The organism is Streptomyces gelaticus (genome assembly GCF_014649535.1).
In the GTDB taxonomy this organism is placed as follows: Bacteria; Actinomycetota; Actinomycetes; order Streptomycetales; family Streptomycetaceae; genus Streptomyces; species Streptomyces gelaticus.
On the sequence record NZ_BMTF01000016.1, the window covers coordinates 122,478 to 148,087 of the forward strand.

The window sequence follows — 25,610 nt, forward strand, 5'->3', positions numbered from 1 at the left end:
GCGGGGCGGGTGAGGGTGGTGGCTCTGCTTACGCTGCCCCCATGATTCGTACCGCTGTTCCCGCAGATGTCCCCGTCATCCACGCCATGGTCCGTGAGCTGGCCGAATACGAGAAGGCCCTGCACGAGGTGAAGGCCACCGAGGAGCAGCTGCACGAGGCGCTGTTCGGTGAGCGGCCCGCCGCGTACGCGCACATCGCCGAGGCGGACGACGGCGAGCCGGTCGGCTTCGCGCTGTGGTTCCTGAACTTCTCCACCTGGCGCGGGGTGCACGGCATCTACCTGGAGGACCTGTACGTACGCCCGGAGCGGCGCGGCGGCGGGCACGGGAAGGCGCTGCTGACGGAGCTGGCGCGGATCTGTACGGAGCGCGGCTACCAGCGCCTGGAGTGGTCGGTGCTGGACTGGAACGCCCCGTCCATCGCCTTCTACGAGTCGCTGGGCGCGCGCCCGCAGGACGAGTGGACGGTGTACCGGCTCACGGACGCGGCGTTGGCGGAGCTCGGCGGGCAGCGGTAGGCGGACGGCGGGCCCTCCGTCCCGGCCCGCGCGTGTCCGTGGCGGCGGCCTCGGGGGCGTTGTCAGTGGCATGGGCCACGATGGAGGGCATGGCGCGCAGCAACAGCAGGAAGACCGGGAGCATCCCGGCGGCCCGGCGGCCGGAGGTACGGCTCCCGCCGCTCGTTCCGTACGACGGCGGGGGCCTGGAGCCGGACGGGGACTACGACGGGCTGCGGTTCGAGGGGACGGATCTCGCGGACGAGTCCGGTCCCGGAGCCCGGTTCATGGACTGCGCGCTGGACGGCTGCGCGCTGGACCGCGCGGAGCTGGTCAGGGCCCGCTTCATCGACTCGGTGCTGACGGGCGTACGGGGCGTGGGCATCGATCTCGCGGGGGCCTCGCTGCGTGACGTGGAGGTGGTGGACGCCCGGCTGGGCGGGGTGCAGCTGCACGGCGCGGTGCTGGAGCGGGTGCTGGTGCGCGGCGGGAAGATCGACTACCTGAATCTGCGCAAGGCCCGGCTCAAGGACGTGGTGTTCGAGGGCTGTGTGCTCTCCGAGCCGGATTTCGGGGACGCGCAGCTGGTGCGGGTGGAGTTCCGTGACTGTGTGCTGAAGCGGGCCGACTTCAGCTCCGTGCGGATGGAGTCGGTGGACCTGCGCACGGTCGCGGAGCTGGACATCGCGCGCGGGGTGGAGCGGCTGTCGGGTGCGGTGATCAGCCCGGCGCAGCTGATGGAGCTGGCGCCGGCGTTCGCGGCGCAGATCGGGGTGCGTGTGGAGGTGTAGCGGAGAGAAGGCGTCAGACCCGGGGGAAGCGGGCCTGGAGGTCCCAGATCACGGGGTTGTCGGCGAGACCTTCGTGCATGTCGGCGAGGTCGGCGATCAGGTCGTGCAGGAAGTCGCGGGCCTCGCGGCGCAGCAGTGAGTGGCTGAAGGTGAGCGGGGGCTCCTCGCCGGGCATCCAGTCCGCTTCGACGTCGACCCAGCCGAAGCGGCGCTCGAAGAGCATCCGGTCGGACGATTCGGTGAAGTCCAGCTCGGCGAACTGCCGGTGGTGCGAGCGGTTGCCGCGCGGGTCCTGGTCGATCTGCTCGACGATGTCGCACAGTGCCCACGCGAAGTCGAGTACCGGCACCCATCCCCAGGCCGTGGATACCTCGCGGTCCTCCTTGGTGTCCGCGAGGTAGACGTCCCCGGAGAACAGATCGTGCCGCAGGGCGTGGACGTCCGCGCGGCGGTAGTCGGTCTGCGGGGGATCGGGGAAGCGCCGGGAGAGGGAGTAGCCGATGTCGAGCACGCTTCGATGGTGCCATGCCGGGCGGGGCCTCAATGCCGTGGTGGTCGGTTTCTCGATCGGGTGATGACTGCCGGATTCGGTGATTCGGCATATGCGGGATGCATATTCTCTGCTCATGGTCAGCTCACCACATGAAGCGCAGCATCGGATTTTCCAGGAGAATCCGACATTGTTCGCCAGTGCCTTCCGGGCCCTGGGTGTCCCTTTTCCCGAATCGGTTGCTGTCTCCCTATTGGATACGGACCTGACCGAGATGCGCCCCGTCGAGCGCCACGTCGACACGCTGTTACGGATCGATGTGGTGGGCGGCAGGAGGCCGGCCTGGGCGATACCCCGGCCCGCGAGATCTGGAGGAATCTGATGAGTGCGAGCCTCAGCCACTTCCGCGGCATCGTCGCCGAAAGCTTCCGGGATGAGGGGCGGGAAGAGGGACGGGAAGAAGGTACGGCGGAGGGGCAGGCCCGCATCGTGCTGCGGATTCTGGATCGTCGCGGGGTGCCGGTGGATGACACGGTCCGGGAGCGGATCGGTTCGTGCCGGGATTCCGAGTTGCTCGACACCTGGTCCGACAGGGCGCTCACGGCAACGACAGCCGACGAGCTGTTCGGCCAGGACTGACGCTCCGTTCGGGCAGGTTTGATCTACGGCAGCAGCCGCTGCTCCTTGGCGACGGCGACGGCGCCCGCGCGGGTGTCGACGCCGAGTTTGTCGTAGATCCGGCCGAGGTGGGTCTTGACCGTGGCCTCGCTGATGAACAGGGCGCGGGCGATGTCGCGGTTGCCCAGGCCCTGGGAGAGCTGGGCCAGGATGTCGAGCTCTCGGTCGGTGAGGGTGGGCAGCGGCTTGCGCATCCGGGCCATGACGCGACTGGCCACCGGCGGGGAGAGCGTGGTGCGGCCCTGGGCGGCCGAGCGGATCGCGGCGAAGAGTTCCTCGGGGCGCTCGGCCTTCAGCAGATAGCCGGTGGCGCCCGCCTCGATGGCCCGGGTGATGTCGGCGTCCGTGTCGTACGTGGTGAGGACCAGCACATGCACGCCGGTGGCGGCGATGCGGCGGGTGGCCTCGACGCCGTCGATGCCCTCGCCGAGCTGGAGGTCCATCAGGATGACGTCCGGGGTGAGCTTGGTGGCCAGGGCGACGGCCTCCTCGCCGCTGCCGGCCTCGCCGACGACCTCGATGTCCGGTTCGCTGCCGAGGAGGGCGAGCAGACCGGCGCGCACGACGACGTGGTCGTCGCAGAGCAGGATGCGTACGGGCGGCGTCGCGGTCATGCGAGGTCCTCCGGGACGGTCGGCGGGGCGGCGGGGGTGAGGGGGACGGCGGCGGACAGCACCGTACCCTCGCCCGGCACCGACTCGATCGTCAGCGTGCCGCCGAGCTGCTGCAGCCGGGCCCGGATCGCGGGCAGCCCGTGACCGCGCACGCTGCCGGTCGTCCGGGCGGCCTCGGTGGGGGTGAAGCCCTGCCCGTTGTCGGCGATGTCCAGGACGACCCGGTCGTCGAGGTGGGTCAGCGTGAGCGCCGCCTCCGTCGCGTGGGCGTGCTCCTTCACATTGGCCAGCGCGCCCTGGGCGATGCGCCACAGCGCGGACTGCGTCCGGTCGGGCAGCGCGGTGTGCCCCTCGCCCTCCACATGGCAGCGGACCGTGAGCCGCCCCTGCCCCTGCGCCGTCTCGCGGGTGGCCAGGGCGCGCAGGGCCGCCTCCAGGCCGCCGCCCTCCGCGAGATCGGCCGGCGCCAGGTCGTGGACGAAGCGGCGGGCCTCGGCGAGATTGCGTTCCGCGATGCCGGTGGCGGTACGGACGTGGCGGCGGGCGGTCGACGGGTCGGCGTCCCAGGTGCGGTCGGCGGCCTGGAGCAGCATCTGCTGACTGGACAGGCCCTGCGCCAGGGTGTCGTGGATCTCCATGGAGAGCCGCTGGCGTTCGGCGAGGGTTCCCTCGCGGCGTTCGGTGGCGGCCAGTTCGCGGCGGGTGCGCAGCAGGTCGTCGATGAGTTCGCGCTGGCGCTCGGACAGTTCGCGCTGGCGCTCGGCCTGACGCTGCATATGGACGAAGACCGCCGTCGCGACCGCCGCCACGGCGGGCGGGGCGAGCACCAGATTCGGGTCGAAGCCCTCGGCGAGCCGCAGTTGGGCGGCGACGACGAACAGCGTGAGCAGGGCGACGAGCGCCAGCGCGGCGCGCGGCGGCAGGATGCGCAGCCCGGTGAAGAAGAGCGGCACCGCGCACCACGCGAAGCTCGGTGCGAGGACGACCACCACCATCCACACGGCGACCAGCGCCCCCAGCCACACCAGGGAGCGCGGCGTCGGACGCGAGCCGAGCACCGGCCCGAGCACGTACAGCACGGCGAGGGCGACGGAGAGCGCGATGATCCACGGGGTGCGGGCCTCGCCGGGGTGGCGCAGCAGGAACCGGGTGAGCGAGGCGCCGAGCAGCAGGAAGAACGCGGCGTGCATCAGGAGCGTGAGCCACCGCGCGTCCGGGTCGCCGGTCCGGTCCGGTGCGGCGGATGGGGTTCGGCGCTTCACCTCGTACCTCTCGCTCCTGGGGGCTGTCCCGTAAGCGGCACCGCTGACCTGTATGGATACATTCATGGTCGCCCCGGGTGACCACCCGCGCATCAGCCGATCGGCTGATGGGGCCGTCGGCCGTCCCGCGTGCGGTGTCGAGCCGGTCCGCCGACCGTACGGGGCCGGGGCCGGCCGGAGCATGGACGACAGAGCCGAACGTGCTCATCCACCGCCGCTGAGGAGTCCACCATGAAGAAGCTGTCGCTGCGTACCCGTGTCCTGACCGGTGCCGCCGTCGTCGCCGTCCTCGGCGCGGGGACCTTCGGCGCGATGTCCGCCAGCGCCTCCACCCCGGCCGCCGCGCCCGCCGCCGCCGTCCAGGCCGACGCCGCGAACCGCAACCTCCAGCAGACCACCCACCTGACGGTCGAGGCCGCCACCAAGGCCGCCCGGGCGACCCTCGACGCCGCGAAGAAGGAGAACCAGCGCGTCTCCGTCGCCGTCGTCGACCGCAACGGCAACACCCTCGTCACCCTGCGCGGCGACGGCGCCGGGCCGCAGTCCTACGAGTCGGCCGTGAAGAAGGCGTACACCGCCGTCTCCTGGAACGCCCCCACCTCCGAGCTGACCAAGCGCCTGGCGAACGTCCCCACCCTGAAGGACATCCCCGGCACCCTCTTCCTCGCGGGCGGTGCCCCCGTCACCGCCAAGGACGCCCCGATCGCGGGCATCGGCGTGGCCGGCGCCCCGAGCGGCGACCTCGACGAGAAGTTCGCCCGGGCCGGCGTGGCCTCCCTCGGCAACTGAGCGCCGAGCAGGCAGAACAGGCCGGACAGCCCGACCGACAGGAGTAGGACATGAACGCCCTCGATCAACAACTGCTCGACGCCGTCGTACGCCCCGCCGACGGCAGGCTGTTGCTGCCGTTCGAGGGCGAACGGCTCGTCGTCCTCGATCCGCGCACCGGCCGGAGCACCGTCGAGCCGATGACCGCCGACACCCACCAGCACGGCGCGACGCTCGCCCCCGACGGCACCCTGCTGGTCGTCGGCACCGGCCCGATCCGCTCCGACGACGAGGGCCCCTCCCTGACCGTCCGCACCCCCGGGGGCACCGAGCGCGTGGTGCCGCTGGACGGGCCGCACGAGGACGTGGCGGTGTCCGGCGACAGCCGCACGGCGTACGTCACCGAGGGCTTCACCCGCGACGGGTACGGCAACGGCATCACCGTCGTCGATCTCACGGGCGAGCGGCGGCCGTTCGAAGTGGTCGCGGGCTCCCGTCCGCTGGGGATCGCGGTGCTCTGAGCTGATATCCCGCCAATCGGGCATTCCGTGCCTAGGATCGCCGGTGTGGATCAGCGAACGTCTGTACGCCGAACGGCTTGCTTCGCCGCCCTCGCCCTGCTGGTGCTGACGACGTCCACCGGTTGCACCGGCGGGGTCGAGGGCACGCCCGGCGCCTTTGGCCTGCGCGACCCGTACTTCCCGAAGCTCGGCAACGGCGGCTACGACGTCACGCACTACGACCTCGCGCTCGACGTCGACCCGGCAGCCCGCCGGCTGCGCGGCACCGCCACGATCACCGCGCGCGCCACCCAGGACCTCAGCGCCTTCAACCTCGATCTCGTCGGACTCACCGTGGACTCGGCGGCGGTCGAGGGCCGCCCCGCCGCCGTCAACCGGGCGGGGCAGGAGCTGACACTGCGCCCCGACGCCGAAGTCATGAGCCGTCTGCGCAAGGGCCGCACCTTCCGCACGGTCGTCCGCTACTCGGGCTCGCCGCGGACCCTCACCGATTCCGACGGTTCGAAGGAGGGCTGGCTGAGGACCGCGGACGGCTCGGTCGCGCTCGGTGAACCGACCGGTTCGATGACCTGGTTCCCCGGCAACAACCACCCGAGCGACAAGGCCTCGTACGACATCGCCGTCACCGTCCCCGAGGGGCTGACTGCGGTGTCCAACGGCCAGCCGGTCTCCCGGCGCAGCTCGGGCACCACCACCACGTTCCGCTGGCACAGTCCCGGACCGATGGCGAGCTATCTCGCGACCGTCGCCATCGGCCGCTTCGACACGAAGACGTCGACGACCCCGGACGGCATCGAGGTGTTCACCGCCGCGGACACGACGGTGGCGGCGGACAGCGCGCGCATTCTCGCCCGCGTTCCCGAGGTCGTGAAGTGGGAGGCGCAGCGCTTCGGCCCGTACCCCTTCTCCGCCACGGGCGCGATCGTCGAGCGCCACGGGGACGCCGGCTACGCCCTGGAGACCCAGACCCGGCCCTTCTTCCCCGGGCCGCCGGACGCCGGACTGCTCGTCCACGAGATGGCCCACCAGTGGTTCGGGGACTCCGTCACGCCCGAGAGCTGGCGGGACATGTGGCTCAACGAGGGTTTCGCGACGTACGCGGAGTGGCTGTGGGAGGCCGACAAGGAGGGCGTCCCCGTCCAGGACCGGTTCGACGCCGCCTTCGAGGACGATGACAACTGGGCCTTCCCGCCGGCCGATCCGCCGACGGCCGCGGACATCTCGCAGGCGCCGGTGTACGGGCGCGGGGCGATGGTCGTCCACAAGGTCCGGCAGGCTGTGGGCGACGACCGGCGTTTCTTCGCGCTCCTCAGGGGCTGGACGAAGGCCCACCGGCACGGCAACGCCTCGACCGCCGACTTCACCGCCTATGTGGAGAAGACGACCGGTCAGGATCTGACGGAGCTGTGGGACACCTGGCTGTACGGCAGGAGCCGGCCCGCCTCGAAGGGCTGACCGGCTCCCGTCGGAGTACCGCTGGTCGCGCTACTTCACGTTGACACCGCTCCAGGCGGCGCCGACGGCCGCGAGCTCGGCGCTGTCCGCGCCGTACAGGTCGGTCGCCGCCTTCTCGGTCGCCTCACGGGCGCCCGCGTAGTCGGTGGACGACGTCATGTACTCGGCGAGGGCCTTGTACCAGATCTGGACGGCCTTGTCCCGGCCGATGCCGGTGACGGTCGAGCCGTCGGCGGTCGGGGAGTCGTAGTCGACCCCGTTGATGGTCTTCGCGCCGCTGCCCTCGGACAGCAGGTAGAAGAAGTGGTTGGCGACGCCGGAGGAGTAGTGCACGTCGAGGTCGCCGACGTTGCTGTCCCAGTAGTCGGCCGAGCCGCCGTCCTTGCTCGGCTTGTCCATGTAGCGCAGCGGGGTGCCGTCGCCGTTGATGTCGATCTTCTCGCCGATGAGGTAGTCGCCGATGTCCGTGCTGTTGTCGGCGGCGAACTCGACCGAGGTGCCGAGGATGTCGCTGGTCGCCTCGTTCAGACCGCCGGACTCACCGAAGTAGTCGAGGTTGGCGGTGGACGCGGTCAGGCCGTGGCTCATCTCGTGGCCCGCGACGTCGAGGGCGGTCAGCGCGCTCTTGTTGTCGGCGCCGTCGCCGTACGTCATGCAGAAGCAGCTGTCGTCCCAGAACGCGTTGACGTACGCGTCGCCGTAGTGGACCCGCGAGTACGCGGCCTTGCCGTCACCGGCGATGCCGTCGCGGCCGAACGCCGACTTGTAGAAGTCCCAGGTCTGCGCGGCGCCGTAGGCGGCGTCGACCGCGGCGGTCTGGCGGTCGTTGCCGGTGCCGTCGCCCCAGGTGTCGTCGTCGTCCGTGACCAGGTCGCCGGTGCCGCTCTCGCCCTGGTTGAGGTCGTACGTCTTGTGGCCGCCGCGGCCGCCGTCGGTCAGCTCGAAGCCGGAGCCGGACGCGGTGGTCGTCAGCTCGACCTCACCGCTGTACTGGCTGTTGCCGACACCGGTCTCGACCGCCTCGTAGCTCTGGAGCTTCTTGCCGGTGATCGCGTCGGTGATGGTGTGCAGCCGGCTCGGGGTGCCGTCCTTCTGCACCCCGGTCCTCACCGTCTCCAGGGCGAGGACGGGCTTGCCGGAGGCCGCCCAGATCACCTTGCGGGCGGCGGCCGCGGTCTTGATCTTCGGCGTCGTGGAGGGCACCGATATCCGGGCCTCGGTCGCCTTGGTGACGCCCTTGAGCTTTCCGCCGGGGGCGGTGTGGGTGACGAGGTCGCCGCCGAGCACGGGCAGCCCGTCGTAGGTGCGCTCGTAGCGGGTGTGGACCGTGCCGTCGGCGTCCTTGATCACGTCGCGGACGATCAGCTTCTCCTTGCCGCCCAGGCCGAGGGAGTCGGCGGCCGAAGAGGCTTCGCTCTGCGCGGACTTGATGGCGGCCATGCGCTGCGAGGCCTTGTTCGCGCCGAAGGGGACGACGCTGCGAGTGGCGGAGGGGCTGTCATTGCCGTTGTCGGGTACGGCGTTCGCCGCACCGGTCTGCATGCCTACGACGACCATCGCGGCCACTGCGGCCAGGGCTGCGGCGCGACGGGTGTTCATGTGGGGGGTCATGCGCTCTCCGTTGCTCGTTCCGTGGGGGGTTACGAGCCGAGAGCGTGCCACCGAATGAGCGACATTGACGGTGCACTAACAAATACCTCACATTTATTTGACCACTTCTTGTCCGAATGGAATACACATGTGTTCGCTAATCGGCGGGAGTTGAGCGTAGATGTCCGATGACTGTGTATACGGGAGGGTGTGCGCATGCTCCGGCCGCGCACACGCAAAAGCTCCCGGCCGGGGTGGCCGGGAGCTTTCGCGAAGGTGCCCGTGCGTCAGAGGTTGACGCCGAAGTCCTGGGCGATGCCGCGCAGGCCGGAGGCGTAACCCTGGCCGACGGCACGGAACTTCCACTCGGCGCCGTTGCGGTACAGCTCGCCGAAGACCATGGCGGTCTCGGTGGCGGCGTCCTCGCTCAGGTCGTAGCGGGCGATCTCGGTGCCGCCGGCCTGGTTGATGATGCGGATGAACGCGTTGCGCACCTGGCCGAAGTTCTGGCTGCGGGTCTCGGCGTCGTAGATGGAGACCGGGAAGACGATCTTGTCGACATCGGCCGGCAGGCCCGCCAGGTTGACGTTGATCTGCTCGTCGTCGCCCTCGCCCTGGCCCGTGACGTTGTCACCGGTGTGGACGATGGTCTGGTCGGGCGTCGACTTGTTGTTGAAGAAGACGAAGTGGCCGTCGGAGACGACCTTCCCGCCTGCGTTGACCGCGATCGCCGAGGCGTCGAGGTCGAAGTCGGTGCCGGTGGTGGTGCGGACGTCCCAGCCGAGGCCGACCGTGACGGCGGTCAGGCCCGGGGCCTCCTTGGTGAGGGAGACGTTGCCGCCCTTGGACAGGCTTACAGCCATGGGAAGTCCCTTTCGTCGTCGATTGCGGGCCTCGTGCCATCACGAAAGCTACCGTCACAGGCCATAACGCGGGCAAGGGGGCAGGAGGTTCCTGATCCCTTTACTTTCTTTACCGAAATCCCCCGGCCGGACGGCCGGCCGGTACGGCAAAAGAAGGTGACGAACCCCTGCGGTCCGGGGAACATGGGTGCCATGTCCGGGCCCTATGTCATCCGCGGTTCGGTCTCCCTGCCGGAGGCCGAGCTCATGTGGCGTTTCTCGCGGTCCTCGGGACCCGGCGGGCAGCACGTCAACACCAGCGATTCCCAGGTGGAGCTCCGCTTCGACCTCGCGGCGACCGAGTCGCTCCCCGAGGTGTGGAAGGAGCGGGCGCTCCAGCGTCTGGAGAGCAGGCTCGTGGGCGGGGTGATCGCGGTGCGGGCCTCGGAGCACCGCTCCCAGTGGCGCAACCGCGAGACCGCTCTCGTACGTCTGGCCTCCCTGCTCGCCGAGGCGACGGCGCCGCCCCCGAGGCCGCGCCGCAAGACGCGGATCCCACGGGGCATCAACGAGCGCCGGCTGCGCGAGAAGAAGCAGCGCGGCGAGACCAAGCGCGGCCGCTCCGGCCGCGACTGGTGAGGACCGGGTCCTCTGCCCCGGTCCCCGTGGCCTGCCTCACCCCAACTGCCGGTACCTCCCACGGAAGTACGTCAGCGGCGCCCCTTCCGCGCTGGGCAGGTCCGCGCTCAGCACCCGGCCGATCACCAGCGTGTGGTCGCCCGCCAGGACCCGCTGCTCGGTACGGCACTCCAGTGTGGCCAGCGCGCCGCCGATCAACGGCGCGGCGGTGACCTCGCCCCGGGTGTACGGGATGTCCTCGAACAGCAGCCGGTCGCTGATCCGGCCCTTCATCGCGAACCGTCCGGCGACATGCCGCTGGCTCTCGGCGAGCACGGACACCGCCCACAGCGGCTGTTCCGACAGCAGGTCGTCCATCCGGGAACCGTTGCGCAGACTCACCATCACCAGCGGCGGGTCCAGGGAGACCGACATGAAGGCGGTCGCCGTCATGCCGACGTCCTCGCCCCGTCCGTGCTCGTCCAGCGGCGGCTCCTGGGCGGTGATCAGCACGACGCCGGCGGCCAGCCGGGCGAGGGCGCCTCGGAACTCATCGTTGCTCACCCCCTCAGCATGGGGGATGGGCCGGGGGCGTGGGGCGGGGGTCGTCGTCTGCAGCACATCGGGCACGCTAGCCGCGGAGCGCGTGCCTCCGCATCGGGCCAAGGGACCAACCGGGTCCTAGGACCAGCGGGCGGTGACCGGCACTGCAACGCCCGGATTTGCGTTCAAGAAAAGTAGGGAGCGAATCCGTGCGGCCCTCGCGAGCCTTTACCATCTGTTGTGACTTGAGTCACAGAGTGCAATATTTGTTGACCCTGTGTACCGACAGCACAGCTCACTGTGATTCAGTTGCCGTGACACTGAAGTAAGTACGTCGATATGAAACCTGGAGTGCTGTCGAGGGTCTCGGGGAGTGCGAGCAATGGAGGCCGAGTCGGAGCCGTACGTCCGTCTTGCGACGCTGCGGCAGCTGCACCAGGCCGTGGCCGATCTCAACACGGCGCGGAGCCTGGCCGACACACTGCAGACCGTGGCCGACGGAATCGTCACCAGTCTCGGCTACGAGCTGGCCTGCGTGAACCTGGTCCGCCCCGACGGTGATCTCGTGGTCGCCGCCTTCGCGGGCAACAGCGCGGCGGAAGCCCTGATCACCGGCCGGGTCGGCTCGCGCGCCTCCTGGGAACGCCGGCTGACCATGGGGCAGGCCTGGGACGAGCTCCGTTTCATACCCCACACCGACGGCTGGGTCCTCCTCGACGACGACGTACCGCAGTGGCACACCGACGGGCCCGACCCCCGTTTCGAGGACGAGTGGCACCCCGAGGACCGCCTCTACGCCCCGATGTACGCATCCGGCGGCGGTGCCGATCTGCTGGGTGTCATCTCCGTGGACCGCCCGCGCAACGGCCGCCGCCCCGGCGCCTGGGGCCGCGAAGCCCTCCAGATGTACGCCTCACAGGCCGCCATTGCGATCAGCAACGCCCGGCTCAGAGCAAACATGCAGCGGGCGTTGGTCCGTCTGGAGCGGGAACAGCAGGCGCTGCGGGCCAGCGAGGAGTCCTTCCGCCAGGCCTTCGAGTACGCGCCCAGCGGCATGGCCATCGCCGAGATGGGCGGCGACCAGCACGGCCGGCTGCTGCGCACCAACGACGCCCTGTGCCGGCTGCTCGGCCGCCCCGCGTCCGTGCTGCGCCGCTACTCCTTCGCCGACCTCGTCCACCCCGAGGACATCGGCACCCTGCTGCGCACCTCCGCCGAGGGCGGTCGCGCCGAGCTGCGGCTCGGCCGGCGGGACGGCACCTACCTCTGGGTCTCGCTGCGCAACTCCGTCGTCGCCGACACCACCGACGGCCCCCGCTTCCTGCTCACCCACGTCGAGGACATAGAGGAGCGCAAGCGCCACGAGCTGCACCTCGCCCACCGGGCCTCGCACGACGCGCTCACCGGCCTGCCCAACAGTGCCGAGCTGCGCTCCCGGCTGGGTGCCCGGCTCTGCGAGCGCCCGAACGAGGCGGCCGCCACCCCGGTGGAGGCGCTGGACGCGGCCTACGGCAGCCTCGACGAGGCGGACGCGCGGACGCACGGTTACGAGGTGGACCCGGCACCCGGCGGCCCGTACGACCACCATGTGCACGCGGTCGCCCCCGACACCGAGCACGACGACGGGGCGAAGGGGCTCGCGGTCCTCTTCTGCGACCTCGACGGCTTCAAGTCGATCAACGACCGCTTCGGCCACCACACCGGTGACGCGGTGCTGATCGAGGTCGCCCGCCGGCTCACCACCTGTGTCCGCGACGGCGACACCGTGGCCCGGCTCGGGGGTGACGAATTCGTCGTCCTCGCCGACGGGCTCGGCGACGCGGACGCCGCTGACCTGGCCGTACGTCTGCGCAACGCCATCATTCCGCCGATCCGGGTCGACGGCCGGGCGGTGCGGGTGGGGGCGAGCTTCGGTATCGGCTGGGCCGCCTGCGGCATGACCGCCGAAGAGGTGCTGCGCTCCGCCGACCAGCGGATGTACGTGGAGAAGCGGTCCCGCTCCAAGGTTCACCGCAGGGCCGGCTGACGTTCACGGCGGCGCTGTTCCCACGCTCCGCCGCCGTTCCGTCACCCGCGACGGCAATTCTTGGTGTGGGTCGTTCGGGGTAGGCTCGGCCGGTCGGCCACGGCTGGCAATTTCGGCGACGGCTGGCGACATGGTGAGGAGTGACCCAGGGATGACGGCCGGGAACGACGGCGCAAACAAGCCCGAGGACGACGATCCGTTCGGCTACCTGTACGAGGACGGACAGGCGGCAGGCGCCCAGCCACCCCGGCAGGGCGGCTACGGCTACCCGCCGGCGGCCCCGCAGCCCGGCGTGCCCCGGACCTCGTACAACCAGGTACGCACCGTCGGCGAGCGTCAGTACGGCCAGCAGGTGCCGCAGCAGCAGCAGGCGTACGGCCAGCCGAACGCCCAGTACGCCGCCCCGGAGACGTACCCCGGCGGCGCCACCGCGCAGGTGCCGCAGCAGGGCGGTCGCGGCCGCCCCGGCGGCCCCGGCAGGGGCGGGCCGAACACCAAGGGCCTGCTGATCGCCGCGGTCGCGGTGGTCCTGGTCGTGCTCATCGGGATCGGCGCCGCGCTGCTCACCGGTGACAAGGACAAGGACCAGAAGAAGAACGAGGCCACCTCCTCCGCCGGTCCCGGCGACCAGGTCGAGGAGTCCCCGAAGCCCCAGCAGTCCGCCAGCTCCGAGGCCCCGGCCGAGCTGCCCAAGCAGGACGCGGCGACGCTGAAGCTCGGCGGTACTGCGGCAGTCAGCCAGTCGGTCAAGGGTGCGGAAGGCCCGAACGGCTCATACGTCACGGACTTCAACACGGTCGGGTCATCCGTGACGTGGAAGGCAGCGATGGGGGAGGAAGGCAAGTACCGCTTGACGGTGCGCTATGCGATTCCCGCCAAGGACGCCAACGCAACGCTGACGGTGAACGGGAAGCCGAATTCGCAGCCCATCGGTCTCAAGAACTTCATCCACTCGTCCGACTCGGACTGGGAAAAGAACTGGCAGACCACCTGGGCACCGGTCGACCTGATCAAGGGTGAGAACGAGATCAGCATCTCGTGCCAGGAAGGGAATCAGTGCGACGTGATCCTGGATTGGCTGGAAGTCACCCCTGCGAAGGGTTAGCCCATTGAGGGCTGACGCTTTGCGGCCTCTCCTGGTGTCCGAACCCCGGAGAGGCCGCGTGAGCACCCTCACCCAGGCCGCCGCGGTCAGCCCATCAGGGCCAGGAACCCCGCCACCGTCGCCGCCACCGCCTCGCGGCCCGGGGCGATGTACTTGCGGGGGTCCACGCCCGTGGTGTTCTCGGCCAGGTACGCCCGCACCGCTCCGGTGAACGCGGTGTTCAGGGCCGTGCCCACATTGATCTTGACCATGCCGGAGGAGGCGACGGCCCGGCGGATCTCCTCGTCCGGGACGCCGCTGGAGCCGTGCAGCACCAGCGGCACCGGGACGGCGTCGCGGAGCCGGCCGATCAGCTCGTGGTCCAGGGCGGCGGTGCGCTCGGTCATCGCGTGCGAGGAGCCGACAGCGACGGCCAGCGCGTCCACCCCGGTGTCGCGGACGTACGCGGCGGCCTCGGCCGGGTCCGTACGGACCCCGGGGGCATGGGCGTCGAGCGGGGCCTCGCCCTCCTTGCCGCCGACCTTGCCGAGCTCGGCCTCGATCCAGATGCCGCGCTCATGACCCCAGGTCACCGCCTCGGCCGTGGCCCGCACGTTCTCCTCGTACGACAGCTTGGACGCGTCGAACATGACGGAGCCGAAGCCTTCCGTGTGCGCCTGGTGGAGCAGCTCCACGGACTCGACGTGGTCGAGGTGGAGGGCGAGCGGGGCGCTGGAGGCGCGGGCGACGGCGGCGGCCGCGGCGGCGATCGCGGAGAGCCGTCCGCCGTGGAACTTCACGGCGTTCTCGGAGATCTGGAGGACGGCGGCGGCTCCGGCGCGCTCCGCGCCGGCCGCGATGGCCTCCGCGTGCTCCAGCGTGATGACATTGAAGGCGGCGATCCCGCGTCCCTGGGCCTGGGCGGCGGAGACGAGTTCACCGGTGCTGACGAGCGGCATGCTGACCTCTTGCTACTTCTTTCGGACCGGCGGGCGGGCCGGTCCGGGACGGGCGCGGCCTATCGGGCCGCCGGTGTGTGTTCCTCGACGCCGACGCGCGGCAGCAGTTCCTCGTACGCCGCGCGGTCGAAGTCACCGGCCGTCGGGGCGAGCACGGTCGCCGTCGACAGTGCCACCGCCCGCCGCAGCCGGTCCGGCCAGCTCAGCCCCTCGACGAGGCCGGACAGCAGCCCGGCCACCGCGGAGTCGCCCGCGCCGGTCGGATTGCCCAGGACCTTGGCGGGCGGCGCTGCCTGCCAGCTGCCGTCGGGGGTGACCGCCAGCATGCCGTCCGGCCCCAGCGAGGCGACGACTCCGTGGGCGCCGCGGCGGCGGGCGTCGCGGGTGGCACGCATCGGTTCGCGGGAGCCGGTGAGCTGGGCGAGCTCGTCGGCGTTCGGCTTGATCAGGTCGGGGCGGGCGGCGATGCCGCGGCGGAGCGGTTCGCCGCTGGTGTCGAGCAGCACGGGGACACCGGCGGCGCGGGCCGCGCGGACCAGTTCGGCGTAGGCGCCGACGTGGATGCCGGGCGGCAGGCTGCCGCAGAGCGCGACGGCGTCGGCCCCGGCGAGGAGCTCCTCGTACCGGCCGAGGAGGGCGGTCCACTCGTCGGCGCTGACGAGCGGGCCGGGTTCGTTGAGCTGGGTGGTGTCGCCGGTGGCCCGGTCGACGACGGCTATGGTGCGGCGGGTGTTCCCGGCGACGGTGACGAGAGCGTCGGTGATCGGCGCGGGGGCGGGCACGGATGCGGCCCTCGGATCGGCCTCCAGCGGTGACGGACCGGCCAGCAGCTCGCGCAGCACCGCCCCGGTGGAGCCTCCGGCGAAGCCGGTGACCACCGTCTCGTGGCCGAGGGCGGAGAGCACCCGGGCCACATTGAGTCCCTTGCCGCCGGGTCGCTCGGACATGTCGCTGACGCGGTGGCTGGCGTGCGGGACGAGTTCCGGGACGCCGTACGTCAGGTCGAGTGCCGTATTCAGTGTGACCGTGAGGATCACCGCGGCCGCTCCCTCGATCCCTGCTCCGAAGCGCGAAACCGTGGACGGAATGCGCTTTCTCTGGCTGTTTCCCAGGCGATCATGCCAAAGAGGCGGCGGTCGGCCCAGACCTGTGGGCCAACCGCCGTCTCTTCGTTACGTAATTCGACTCACCGTCAATAATGGGGTGGTTCAGCCGATTCGGGGCTCTTTGATCCATTCGCCCTTGCGCATGACGCCCTTGAGCGCGAAGTCCTCGTCCAGGACCACCAGGTCCGCGTCCTTGCCCGGTTCCAGCGAGCCCACCCGGTCGTACACGCCGAGCAGCCGGGCCGGGTTGGCGGAGATGGACTGCACGACGTCGCCGACCGGGATCCGGTCGATGGTCACGGCCCGGTGGAAGGCGGTGTCCAGGGTGAGGGTGGAGCCCGCGATGGAGTTCCCCTCGACCAGCCGCGCCACGCCGTCCTTGACCTCGACCGCGAGCGGGCCGAGCTGGTACAGGCCGTCGCCGAAACCGGCCGCGTCCATGGCGTCGGTGATCAGCGCGACGCGGTGGGCGCCCGCGTGGTGGTAGGCCAGCTCCAGCGCCGCGGGGTGCAGATGCGTGCCGTCGTCGATCAGCTCGACGGTGATCCGCTCGTCCTCCAGCAGCGCGGCGATCGGACCGGGCTCGCGGTGGGCGAGCGGCGGCATCGCGTTGAAGAGGTGCGTGGCGACGGTGGCGCCCGCGTCGATCGCCTCGACGGTCTGCTCGTACGTGGCGTCGGTGTGCCCGATCGCGGCGATGACGCCGTGCTCGGCGAGCAGCCGCACCGAGTCGATGCCGCCCGGCAGTTCGGTGGCGAGCGTGAACATCTTCGCGGTGCCGCGCGCCGCGTCCATCAGCTTGCGGACCTCGGCCGGGTCCGGGTGGCGCAGCAGGTCCTCACTGTGCGCGCCCTTGCGGCACGGCGAGATGAACGGGCCCTCGAAGTGGATGCCGGCCAGGTCGCCCTGCTCCACCAGCTCGGACAGGACACCGGCCCGGTGGGCGAGGAAGTCCATCTCGCCGGTGACCGTGGAGGCGACCAGCGTGGTGGTGCCGTGCTCGCGGTGGGTGCGGATGCCGGTGAGGACCTCGTCCACGGTGCCGGAGGTGAAGGACGCGCCGCCACCGCCGTGGTTGTGCATGTCGACGAAGCCGGGCACCACCCAGTGGCCGCTCAGGTCGAGGACCGGGGCGTCCTCGGCCGCGCTGCCCGCGATCCGGGTGCCTTCGACGATCACCCGGCCGTTCTCGACGGTCCCGGTGGGAAGCACCACCCGGGCATCTGCGAGAACTGTGCTGTCTGCGCGTCCGGCCATCAGGCGGATACCTCCGTGGAGAGAAGATCCCAGGCGAGCAGCCCTGCGCCCAGGCATCCGGCGGTGTCCCCGAGGGCCGCCGGGACGATGTGGGGCAGCTTCTGGAACGTGACGCGTTCCTCGACGGCCGCACGGAGTGGTGTGAACAAGGTTTCCCCGGCCTCGGCGAGACCGCCACCGATGATCAGGGTGCGCGGGTCGAGCAGTGTCAGCGCGGTGACCAGCCCGGCGGCGAGCGCGTCCACCGCGTTCCGCCAGACCTCCACGGCTGCCGGGTCGCCGGACTCGACGGCCTTCGCGCAGTCCGCCGCGTCCGCCTCGGGGTCGCCGGACGCCGCGGCCCAGGCGCGGCTGACGGCGGATGCGGAGGCCAGGGTCTCCAGGCAGCCGCGCTGTCCGCAGCCGCAGTCCGGCCCGTCCGGCCGGACCACGATGTGCCCGATCTCGCCCGCGTACCCGTGCGCGCCCGCCTCGATCGTGCCCGCGATGCCGATGGCCCCGGCGATACCGGTGCCCAGCGGTACGAAGAGGAAGCGGTCGGCGCCCCTGCCCGCGCCGATCCGGCCCTCGGCGAGCCCGCCGGTGCGTACGTCGTGGCCGAGCGCGACGGGGACGCCGCCGAGCCGCCCGCCGAGCAGTTGCCGCATGGGTACGTCGCGCCAGCCCAGGTTCGAGGCGTAGACCGCGATCCCGTTCTCGGCGTCGACGATGCCGGGCACGGCGACACCGGCCGCGACGGCGCTCTCGCCGAAGTGCTCCTCGCCGTACGCCCGCAGATCGGCGGCGAAGCCGAGGATCGACTCCACGACCGCTTCGGCGCCGCGTTCCCTGCCGGTCGCCCGCCGCGCCTCGTGCAGCAGGGTGCCGTCGGCTCCGACCAGTGCGGCCTTCATTCCGGTGCCGCCCACATCGAGGGCGATGACGTGTTTCACGGGGAACAGTTTCGCCCGAGCGGGCAAAAAGGTCTAGTCCACTATCCCGGTTTGTTGCGGATCCATACAAAATCCCGGCCAAGAGGAGCCGGGTCGTCCCGGGACGCCTCAGGGTGAAAGGATCACGCTGCGCGAGAGGTTGCGCGGGTGGTCCGGGTCATACCCCTTCGACTCCGCCGACTCGACCGCACCGGAACCTACTTGGCGGTAGGCGCAGCTCGGGGGCAATGATCTCGGCCTCGGTGCCGGGCGGCGGCCCGGTTGCGTTGCAAAAGCGATACCGCTTTGGTGTAGACCATCGGCGACGGCCTGGGGCAGGATCGCCCCTCGTCCGACGGCCCCACGGCTGCGTGGCGGCGCGGACGACGCGACGGAAGAGGACGGTCTGACAGTGCAGTTGCGCTACCGGGTACTGACCGCGGCCGTGACCGCACTGAGCATGACGGCGACGCTGTCGGGCTGCGGCGGTGACGGCGGTTCGGGGGACGTCACGCTCAGGCTCGTCGCCGCCGACTACGGCACCGGCCCGGCCAACAGCTCCCGGAAGTACTGGGACGGACTCGTCAAGGGCTTCGAGGCGACCCACCCGGGCATCAAGGTCGACGTCAGCCTCCACTCGTGGAAGGACGTCGGCCGCGAGGTCGCCGCGATGGTGAAGAAGGGTCAGGCCCCCGACATCGCCCAGATCGACTCGTACGCCGACTACGCCAAGGCCGGCAAGCTCTACCGGGCCGACCAGGTGCTGTCCATCCGAACCCAGGCCAACTTCCTGCCGTCCCTCGCCGACGCGGGCAGCGTGGACCGCACCCAGTACGGACTGCCGTTCGTCGCCAGCACCCGGCTGCTCTTCTACAACAAGAAGTACTTCGCGCAGGCGGGCCTCGACGCCCCGCGGACCTGGGACGACATACGCGACGACGCGACGGTGCTCGGACAGCGCGGTGTGACCTACCCCTTCGCGCTGCCGCTCGGCCCCGAGGAGGCGCAGGCCGAGACGATGATGTGGCTGCTCGGCGGGGGCGGCGGCTACGTCGACGACAGCGGCTCGTACGAGATCGACTCGGACGAGAACGTCAGGACCTTCGACTGGCTGAAGACCAACCTGGTCGACAAGGGCCTCGTCGGCCCCACCGCCCCCGGAGAGCTCGACCGCCAAAAGGCGTTCGACGCGTTCACCGACGGCCGGGTCGGGATGCTGAACGGCCATCCGACGCTGATGCAGGAGGCCGAACGCAAGGGTGTCTCCGTCGGCATGGTGCCGATGCCCGGAATCGACGGCCCCGGAAAGAACTCGCTGGGCGTGGCCGACTGGATCATGGGCTTCGAACAGCACGGCCACCGCGTGCAACTGCGTAAATTCTTCGACTATCTGTTCGCCGACAAGAACGTCATCGACTTCGCCGACGAGTACGACATGCTCCCGGCCACCGACAGCGCCTCCGCGGCCATGGAGTCCGACGCCAGGTACAAGCCGCTGCGGAAGTTCCTGGCCGCGCTCCCGGACTCGCAGTTCTACCCGTACGGCAAGACGTCCTGGGCCCGGTCCAGCGAGTCGATCAAGGAGAACATCGGCAGGGCGGTCGAGCCGAACGGCAGCCCCGAGAGCGTCCTGGGGAAGATCGCGCGCGATTCGGCCGCGGCGGCCGCCGCGGACTGAGCGCCCGTCCGGCGGGTGGCGGCCCTCCGGACGGGCGATATGTTGGCTGATATGACCGCCCCCACGAACGGCCCCGACGACCCGGACGGCCTCTCCGACAGGGACCGCGCCGTGCTCGCCGTCGAACGGCAGTCGTGGTCCGGCCCCGGGGCGAAGGAGCGGGCGATCCGCGAACAGCTGGGCATCTCGCCCACGCGCTACTACCAGCTCCTGAACGCCCTGCTGGACGACCGCCGCGCCCTGGAGGAGGACCCGGTGACGGTCAACCGCCTGCGCCGGGTGAGGGACGCGAAACGCGGACGCCGCTGAGCGCCGGACCGGGCCCGAGTCCTCCGGCACACTCGCCCCGACGCCCCGCCCCGGCTATAGGCTCCCCTCATGGGCAGCAACCCCGAAGCAGCCGCGCTCCCGACTCCCGCCACCCGACCCGGCCGTGAGGCCCTCGCCGCGATCCTCGCGCGCCCCGACCGCGCCGTCGTCGCGCTCGACTTCGACGGCACCCTCGCCGACATCGTCCCGGACCCGGAACAGGCCCGCGCCCACCCCGGCGCCGTCGAGGCACTCGCCGCGCTCGCCCCGAAGGTGGCCTCCATCGCCGTGATCACCGGCCGTCCGGCCGGCGTCGCGGTCCGGCACGGCGGCTTCGCCGGAGTGTCCGGCCTCGACCACCTCGTGGTCCTCGGCCACTACGGCGCCGAACGCTGGGACGCCGTGTCCGGCACCGTCCACGCCCCCGCCCCGCACCCCGGCATCGCCGCGGTCCGCGCCGAACTCCCGGGCGTGCTGGACCGGTCCGGCTCGTGGCACGGCACCTGGATCGAGGAGAAGGGCCGGGCGATCGCCGTCCACACCCGCCGGGCCGCCGACCCGCAGGCCGCGTTCGAGGCGCTGGGCGGCCCCCTCGGCGACCTCGCCGCCCGGCACGGACTGATCGTGGAGCCGGGCCGGCTGGTCCTGGAGCTGCGCCCGCCCGGCACGGACAAGGGCGTGGCGCTCGCCCGGTACCTCCGCGAGACGGACGCCGGGTCCGTGCTGTACGCGGGCGACGACCTCGGCGACCTCGCCGCGTACGCCGCGGTGGAGAAGCTCCGCGCCGACGGCCCCGACGGCATCCCCGGCCTGCTGGTCTGCAGCGGCAGCGCGGAGGTGCCCGAACTGGCCGGGCGCGCCGACCTGCTGCTCGGCGGACCGGGCGACGTCGTCGCCTTCCTGGCGGCCCTGGCGCAGCACCTGTAGGTCCTGTCCAGGACAGGGCTGTCCAGGACAGGACCCAGGGCCCCTGGTGCCCGTTCGGACGGACCGGGGGACGCCGCCCTCGTCAACGACGAGCGGCGTCTGCGAGATCCGGCCGCCCGTTCAGCATGGCGGAACCCAGGGAGGTGAGGGTGTGCCGGACGGCACTGCCGTGCCGGGTGGTGGAGATCAGCCCGGACTGCCGTAACACCGTGGCGTGCTCGCTGGCGGTGGCCGGGGAGACCGAGAGGAGTCCGGCGAGTTCTCCAGTGGTGCAGGAGGCCTGGCCGATGGCGTCGAGGGCCTGTGCGCGGGTACGTCCGAGGAGGGCGGCCAGGGCGCGGTGGGTTCCGCTCCCGGGCTCGGTGAGCATGGCGGCGGAGTCGGAAACGCTGCGGATGACGGGGACGAAAAGGACGACCGGTGCCTGGTCGTCCGCCGCGCTGGTGTAGGCGATCGGCCGGGTGCGACAGAAGGCGGAAGGCACCAGTGTGAGACCTCGGCCGGCCAGCGAGACCTCCCCGGTCAGCGCGCCGCGTCCGATCTCCAGTACGGGAGAGCGCCAGCGGAAGCCCGGCGGCAGTTCCGCGAGCATCGCCTCGGCCCCGGAACATGCGAGGGTGCGGGCGTGGCTGGTCTGTTCCGACTGGAGTCGTGACTGTATGCGTGACCAGTGGGGGGCCACGGCGACGCGGTGATAGCTGCGGAGAAAGCGCACCAGTTCCTGACGGGTGGCACGGTCGTGGGCGAGGTCCGCCCACGGTGTTCCGGACCAGGGGGCGGTGTTCCCGGAGTAGCGGGAGAAGGCGGCGGCAGCCCCCGCGAATTCGTCCCGCACGTGCTTCGGTCGCGCGGCCCGGAGGGCTTCCAGCCCTTCGTCCATGGACTGGGCCGGTCCGGTGACGGTGAACAGGTCCAGGGCGGCCCCGCAGAAGAGCACCGAGGCGGGATGAGCGGGTGCTTCGGATTCCCGGGACACGAATTGGCGCCACCCCCCGAACAGCGCTCCGGTGTTGTTCTCCCGCAAGGTCGTCAGGCTGAGGAGCGTCTCCCCGAGGGGACCCCAGGTGGTCAGGACTCTCGTCCTGGCGAGGTCTTCCGATGTGAAGTGAATGCGCAGCATGCAGAACCTTCCGCTCGCCCCCGTCCTCCGGCCCCCCAGTCTTCCGTTTCTCCCGGCGCCGGCAAGAAACCTTCAAGTCGGTTGCCGGTATGGCGGGTTCGGGACACCGTCCGTGCCGGCGCAGGCAGCGGGGGTCCCGGACAGGCGCTTCGGCCAGGACCGAAAGGACTGGTCGGCACTTTCGCGCGTCAGCAGGATTGCGGTCGAAGCAGCCGCGGTGGACGAAGGCTTCTTCGATCAGCCACCCATACGGAGGTCCCAGTGGAACTGAAAACCCGCGTCGTACCGTTCGCTCTCGCCACTGTCCTGGCCGCAGGACTGAGCGCGACGCTCACACCGTCGGCGCAGGCGCGGGAGGAGACAACCGCGTCGGCCGCTGTCACCGACGCCCACTACCTGCGTTTCAACAAGGGAACCGTCACCAACTCCCGTCTGGAGCTGGTGAAGCGGGTGCCGGGACGCGACAAGGTGATCAAGCAGTGGAAGGCCGGTTCCGGGCAGGTCACGAACGAGTGCACGGTCGGCAGGGGATGGCTGCCCAATGCCGACGCCCGGCACCCGTACGCCATTCAGTGGCACCGCAAGAACTTCGACGGCATCATCAACGGCTTCGTGATCAAGCTCTCGGACAAGGTCTGCAAGAACGGCCGCACCAAGCGGACCGAGTTGTTCATCCACAGCGAGATGAAGCCGAACGGACGGCAGGGAACGGCCGAATCCGAGAAGTGGACCAACAGCAACCCCAACGACTACTTCTCCAACGGCTGCATCAAGCTGAACCCGCGGGACATCAAGGACCTGTTCTCGCGGCTGGACCGGATGGGCTGGCCCAAGAAGCTCTACGTCGTTGACTGACCGTCATCGGAAGTGAAGTGCCCCGGCCGTCACGGGGGTGGGCCGGGGCACTTCATCGAGGCATGCCGCAAGGGCGGCGCAGGCCGTCCGGCCACATGGCGAGGGTGGCGCCCGACGGTGGTCCCGCCGTGCTCCCGACGGCCTGTCCGGTTCGGCCTCAAGCCTCCCGCCGCAGCGCGTCCAACTGGTCCAGGAACCACTGCTGCGGCGGCAGCGCGACCGCCGCCGCGGCCAGGCGCTCGGTGCGCTCGGCCCGTTCGTCGTCCGCCATCGTCAGCGCCTCGTGCAGCGCCGCCGCCGTCGCCGAGACGTCGTACGGGTTCACCACGACCGCGTCGCTGCCCAGCTCCTCGTACGCCCCCGCCTCCCGCGACAGCACCAGCGCGCAGCCGTGGTCGGAGACGACCGGGATCTCCTTGGCGACCAGGTTCATGCCGTCCCGGATCGGGTTGACGAGCGCCACGTCGGCCAGCCGGTACGCGGCGAGCGAGCGGGCGAAGTCGTCCTTGACGTGCAGCACGACCGGCGTCCAGCCCTCCGTGCCGTGCACGGCATTGATCTCGTCGGCGACCCGCCGCACCTCGGCCGTGTAGTCCCGGTACACCGCGAGGTCCTGCCGGGAGGGGTAGGCGAAGGCGACATGGACGACGCGCTCGCGCCATTCGGGCCGCTCGTCCAGGAGCTCCCGGTACGCGAACAGCCCGCGCACGATGTTCTTGGACAGTTCCGTCCGGTCCACCCGTACGATCGTTCTCCGGCCGGGACCGGTCTGCTCGCGCAGCGCCGCCATCCGCTCGTCCACGTCCGCCTCGTGCGCCCGGCGGCGCAGGAAGCCGGCGTCCGCGCCGAGTCCGTGCACCCCGATCCTGGTCCGCCCGGTGCCGCCCAGGATCCGGGTGCAGCAGCCGATGAACGCGTCCGCCCAGCGACGGGTCAGGAACGCCGCCCGGTCCGCGCCCAGGATGCCGTGCAGCAACTGCTCGGCGATGTCGTCGGGGAGCAGCCGGAAGTAGTCGACGGGCGCCCACGGGGTGTGCGAGAAATGGCCGATCCGCAGGTCGGGGCGGAGCTCGCGGAGCATGCCCGGCACCAGCGCCAGGTGGTAGTCCTGCACCAGCACCGCGGCGCCCTGCCCGGCCTCCTCGGCGAGCGCCTCGGCGAAGGCCCGGTTGTAGCTCTCGAACGACGCCCACTGCCGCCGGAACTCCGCGTCGAAGACCGGCTCCAGCGGTGTCTGGTAGAGCATGTGGTGGACGAACCAGAGCACCGAGTTCGCGATGCCGTTGTACGCGTCGGCGTGGACACCGGCGTCGATGTCGAGCATCCGTACGCCCGGCTCACCGACCCCGCGCCGGACCGCCTCCCGGTCCCCGTCGCCGAGCGCGGCGCACACCCACAGCTTGTCCTCGACGGCGCTCAGCCCGGAGACGAGACCGCCGCCGCCCCGCTTCGCGTCGAGCGATCCGTCCGTCTCCAGGGTGTACGACACCGGGCCGCGGTTGGAGGCGACGAGGACCTGGGCGGAGGACCGGACAGCGGGCCGGACTTCGTGCTCGGAGACCATGTTGCGGAATCTAGCCCGATCACGAACCGCCCAAACGTGCGAAGGCAGGCCACGTCAGGCCGCGCGGCGCGAAACGTACTCCTCGATCTCGCACATCGGGGGCCGCTCCTCGGTGTCCACGTCATGGGTGCGCGGTACGAAGCCGTTCGCGCCGCGCTCGAACTGGGTGAGCGCCGGGCGCACCAGGTGGCCGCGGGACAGCCGCAGCTGCGCGGTCCGGTAGATCGCCGCCGCCATCCGGCCGAGCGCCTGCTCGTCCTGGTGCCGGTGCTTGCGTACCCCCACGTCGACCTGGGCCAGCGCGTCCAGTCCCACCGTGTGCAGCGCGTCGACCAGGAGGCCCAGTTCCACCCCGTAACCGACGGGGAAGGGCAGCCGTTCGAGCAGGGAGCGGCGCACGGCGTACTCGCCGCCCAGCGGCTGCACGAAGCCGGCCAGCTGCGGCCAGTGCAGATTGAGCAGCGGACGAGCCACCAGCTCGGTCACGCGACCGCCCTGACCTGTGGTCCTGCCGGAGGCGAGGTCATCGGGACCAGTGCCGAAGGGGCGGTCGTACATCGCCTTCACGAACTGCACGTCCGGGTCGGTCAGCAGCGGGCCGACGATGCCGGAGACGAAGTCCGCCGAGAAGTCCTTCAGGTCGGCGTCGACGAAGCACACGATGTCGCCGCCGGTCACCAGGAGCGACCGCCACAGCACCTCGCCCTTGCCGGGTACGGCCGGTATCCGGGGGAGTATCGCGTCGCGGTGCACCACCCGGGCGCCGGCCTCCCGGGCCACCTTCGAGGTGGCGTCCGTGGAACCGGAATCGATCACAACGAGTTCGTCGACCAGCCGGACCTTCTCCATCAGCTCGCGCCGGATCGTCGTGACGATCTCGCCGACCGTCGCCTCCTCGTTCAGCGCGGGCAGTACGACACTGACGCTCCCGCGGCCCGTCTCCCCGGCCGCGGCCCTGGCGGCCAGGAGGCGGTCCAGCGGCCGGTCGGCGGCCGACCAGGAACGCCTGGCCAGCCAGCATTCGACCTCTTCCAGCACGGTCGATACTCCCCTGTATGTGATCCATCTCGCGGTTCGGACGACTATCTCAACAGTCCGATGCTTCGGTTACAGTCTTGAACAACGCGGACGACCATCGCATGCCG

The 25,610-nt window shown here is 70.9% G+C and carries 26 protein-coding genes and 1 pseudogene; 14 read left to right on the forward strand and 13 right to left on the reverse strand.

The features are described 5' to 3' along the window. Window positions 1–41 precede the first annotated feature (41 nt). Both IE107_RS22650 and IE107_RS22655 read left to right on the forward strand, forming a co-directional pair. Window positions 42–518: a GNAT family N-acetyltransferase gene (locus IE107_RS22650; RefSeq protein ID WP_189545713.1), complete on the forward strand. Its 477-nt coding sequence runs from the start codon at window positions 42–44 to the stop codon at window positions 516–518. A gap of 89 nt (window positions 519–607) precedes the next feature. Further along, a complete protein-coding gene (locus IE107_RS22655) occupies window positions 608–1,288 on the forward strand; it encodes a pentapeptide repeat-containing protein (protein ID WP_189545715.1) in 681 nt (226 codons plus the stop codon). Between the two features lie 13 nt (window positions 1,289–1,301). Here IE107_RS22655 and IE107_RS22660 read toward each other — a convergent pair whose 3' ends face one another. Continuing rightward, window positions 1,302–1,799 (reverse strand): hypothetical protein, encoded by a 498-nt coding sequence (locus tag IE107_RS22660; protein ID WP_189545717.1) that lies wholly within the window; start codon window positions 1,797–1,799, stop codon window positions 1,302–1,304. Between the two features lie 115 nt (window positions 1,800–1,914). On the opposite strand from IE107_RS22660, the gene IE107_RS35940 reads away from it, so the two are divergent. Together IE107_RS35940 and IE107_RS35945 are read left to right on the forward strand one after the other, a co-directional pair. Beyond that, complete coding sequence (locus tag IE107_RS35940) at window positions 1,915–2,160, forward strand: hypothetical protein (protein WP_308434252.1); 246 nt, start codon at window positions 1,915–1,917, stop codon at window positions 2,158–2,160. Then, the gene (locus IE107_RS35945) at window positions 2,160–2,417 is read left to right on the forward strand and encodes a hypothetical protein (protein ID WP_308434253.1); all 258 of its coding nucleotides are present in this window, start codon (window positions 2,160–2,162) and stop codon (window positions 2,415–2,417) included. The genes IE107_RS35940 and IE107_RS35945 overlap by 1 nt, the downstream gene beginning before the upstream one ends. Before the next feature lie 23 nt (window positions 2,418–2,440). Here IE107_RS35945 and IE107_RS22670 read toward each other — a convergent pair whose 3' ends face one another. After that, window positions 2,441–3,070, reverse strand: a complete 630-nt coding sequence (locus IE107_RS22670; protein ID WP_189545719.1) for a response regulator — start codon at window positions 3,068–3,070, stop codon at window positions 2,441–2,443. Further along, window positions 3,067–4,398 (reverse strand): sensor histidine kinase, encoded by a 1,332-nt coding sequence (locus IE107_RS22675; RefSeq protein ID WP_189545721.1) that lies wholly within the window; start codon window positions 4,396–4,398, stop codon window positions 3,067–3,069. The genes IE107_RS22670 and IE107_RS22675 overlap by 4 nt, the downstream gene beginning before the upstream one ends. Before the next feature lie 165 nt (window positions 4,399–4,563). On the opposite strand from IE107_RS22675, the gene IE107_RS22680 reads away from it, so the two are divergent. The 3 genes and pseudogenes from IE107_RS22680 to IE107_RS22690 all read left to right on the forward strand — a co-directional run bounded on the left by IE107_RS22680 (window position 4,564) and on the right by IE107_RS22690 (window position 7,076). After that, window positions 4,564–5,121 (forward strand): GlcG/HbpS family heme-binding protein, encoded by a 558-nt coding sequence (locus IE107_RS22680; RefSeq protein WP_189545723.1) that lies wholly within the window; start codon window positions 4,564–4,566, stop codon window positions 5,119–5,121. Between the two features lie 80 nt (window positions 5,122–5,201). Continuing rightward, window positions 5,202–5,621: pseudogene (locus IE107_RS22685) on the forward strand (YncE family protein); the annotation flags it as partial. 45 nt (window positions 5,622–5,666) lie between these two features. Beyond that, window positions 5,667–7,076: a M1 family metallopeptidase gene (locus IE107_RS22690; protein WP_189545725.1), complete on the forward strand. Its 1,410-nt coding sequence runs from the start codon at window positions 5,667–5,669 to the stop codon at window positions 7,074–7,076. Window positions 7,077–7,106: 30 nt separating this feature from the next. Here the strand turns inward: IE107_RS22690 and IE107_RS22695 are convergent, their stop codons facing one another. Both IE107_RS22695 and IE107_RS22700 read right to left on the reverse strand, forming a co-directional pair. After that, window positions 7,107–8,687, reverse strand: coding sequence for a M4 family metallopeptidase (locus tag IE107_RS22695; protein ID WP_189545727.1), 1,581 nt, complete (start codon window positions 8,685–8,687; stop codon window positions 7,107–7,109). 266 nt (window positions 8,688–8,953) lie between these two features. Next, complete coding sequence (locus tag IE107_RS22700) at window positions 8,954–9,529, reverse strand: TerD family protein (RefSeq protein WP_189545729.1); 576 nt, start codon at window positions 9,527–9,529, stop codon at window positions 8,954–8,956. 183 nt (window positions 9,530–9,712) lie between these two features. Between IE107_RS22700 and arfB the strand changes: the two genes are divergently transcribed. After that, window positions 9,713–10,147 (forward strand): alternative ribosome rescue aminoacyl-tRNA hydrolase ArfB, encoded by a 435-nt coding sequence (arfB, locus tag IE107_RS22705; protein WP_072487942.1) that lies wholly within the window; start codon window positions 9,713–9,715, stop codon window positions 10,145–10,147. A 36-nt stretch (window positions 10,148–10,183) separates the two neighbouring features. On the opposite strand, the gene IE107_RS22710 is transcribed toward arfB, so the two are convergent. After that, window positions 10,184–10,690 carry a flavin reductase family protein gene (locus IE107_RS22710; RefSeq protein WP_189545731.1) on the reverse strand — a complete coding sequence of 169 codons (507 nt, stop codon included), beginning with the start codon at window positions 10,688–10,690 and terminating at the stop codon, window positions 10,184–10,186. Between the two features lie 361 nt (window positions 10,691–11,051). On the opposite strand from IE107_RS22710, the gene cdgB reads away from it, so the two are divergent. Beyond that, the gene (gene cdgB / locus IE107_RS22715) at window positions 11,052–12,695 is read left to right on the forward strand and encodes a diguanylate cyclase CdgB (RefSeq protein ID WP_189545738.1); all 1,644 of its coding nucleotides are present in this window, start codon (window positions 11,052–11,054) and stop codon (window positions 12,693–12,695) included. Between the two features lie 151 nt (window positions 12,696–12,846). Next, complete coding sequence (locus IE107_RS22720; RefSeq protein ID WP_189545740.1) at window positions 12,847–13,800, forward strand: CBM35 domain-containing protein; 954 nt, start codon at window positions 12,847–12,849, stop codon at window positions 13,798–13,800. Between the two features lie 86 nt (window positions 13,801–13,886). Here the strand turns inward: IE107_RS22720 and IE107_RS22725 are convergent, their stop codons facing one another. The 4 genes from IE107_RS22725 to IE107_RS22740 form a co-directional block, all read right to left on the reverse strand. After that, entirely contained in the window at window positions 13,887–14,738 is an 852-nt protein-coding gene (locus tag IE107_RS22725; RefSeq protein ID WP_189545742.1) for a class II fructose-bisphosphate aldolase, read from the reverse strand. Window positions 14,739–14,797: 59 nt separating this feature from the next. Next, window positions 14,798–15,775: a 1-phosphofructokinase family hexose kinase gene (locus IE107_RS22730; protein ID WP_189545744.1), complete on the reverse strand. Its 978-nt coding sequence runs from the start codon at window positions 15,773–15,775 to the stop codon at window positions 14,798–14,800. Between the two features lie 171 nt (window positions 15,776–15,946). Then, entirely contained in the window at window positions 15,947–17,101 is a 1,155-nt protein-coding gene (gene nagA, locus IE107_RS22735; RefSeq protein ID WP_189545746.1) for an N-acetylglucosamine-6-phosphate deacetylase, read from the reverse strand. After that, window positions 17,101–18,033 (reverse strand): ROK family protein, encoded by a 933-nt coding sequence (locus IE107_RS22740; protein ID WP_189545748.1) that lies wholly within the window; start codon window positions 18,031–18,033, stop codon window positions 17,101–17,103. Before IE107_RS22740 ends, nagA begins: the two co-directional genes overlap by 1 nt. Before the next feature lie 391 nt (window positions 18,034–18,424). Between IE107_RS22740 and IE107_RS22745 the strand changes: the two genes are divergently transcribed. From IE107_RS22745 to otsB, 3 genes are all read left to right on the forward strand, one after another. Further along, complete coding sequence (locus IE107_RS22745; protein WP_444545019.1) at window positions 18,425–19,690, forward strand: ABC transporter substrate-binding protein; 1,266 nt, start codon at window positions 18,425–18,427, stop codon at window positions 19,688–19,690. Window positions 19,691–19,741: 51 nt separating this feature from the next. Continuing rightward, window positions 19,742–19,999 carry a DUF3263 domain-containing protein gene (locus tag IE107_RS22750; RefSeq protein WP_189545750.1) on the forward strand — a complete coding sequence of 86 codons (258 nt, stop codon included), beginning with the start codon at window positions 19,742–19,744 and terminating at the stop codon, window positions 19,997–19,999. Between the two features lie 69 nt (window positions 20,000–20,068). Beyond that, on the forward strand, window positions 20,069–20,926 hold the full coding sequence (otsB, locus tag IE107_RS22755) for a trehalose-phosphatase (RefSeq protein ID WP_189545751.1): 858 nt from the start codon (window positions 20,069–20,071) through the stop codon (window positions 20,924–20,926). Window positions 20,927–21,008: 82 nt separating this feature from the next. On the opposite strand, the gene IE107_RS22760 is transcribed toward otsB, so the two are convergent. Continuing rightward, window positions 21,009–22,046 carry an ArsR/SmtB family transcription factor gene (locus tag IE107_RS22760; RefSeq protein WP_189545753.1) on the reverse strand — a complete coding sequence of 346 codons (1,038 nt, stop codon included), beginning with the start codon at window positions 22,044–22,046 and terminating at the stop codon, window positions 21,009–21,011. A gap of 261 nt (window positions 22,047–22,307) precedes the next feature. Here IE107_RS22760 and IE107_RS22765 point away from each other — a divergent pair, with 261 nt between their 5' ends. Next, window positions 22,308–22,901, forward strand: coding sequence for a L,D-transpeptidase family protein (locus IE107_RS22765; RefSeq protein ID WP_189545755.1), 594 nt, complete (start codon window positions 22,308–22,310; stop codon window positions 22,899–22,901). Window positions 22,902–23,058: 157 nt separating this feature from the next. On the opposite strand, the gene IE107_RS22770 is transcribed toward IE107_RS22765, so the two are convergent. Together IE107_RS22770 and IE107_RS22775 are read right to left on the reverse strand one after the other, a co-directional pair. Further along, window positions 23,059–24,465, reverse strand: a complete 1,407-nt coding sequence (locus IE107_RS22770) for an alpha,alpha-trehalose-phosphate synthase (UDP-forming) (protein ID WP_189545757.1) — start codon at window positions 24,463–24,465, stop codon at window positions 23,059–23,061. A gap of 54 nt (window positions 24,466–24,519) precedes the next feature. After that, window positions 24,520–25,503: a glucosyl-3-phosphoglycerate synthase gene (locus IE107_RS22775; RefSeq protein ID WP_189545759.1), complete on the reverse strand. Its 984-nt coding sequence runs from the start codon at window positions 25,501–25,503 to the stop codon at window positions 24,520–24,522. Window positions 25,504–25,610: the final 107 nt, after the last annotated feature.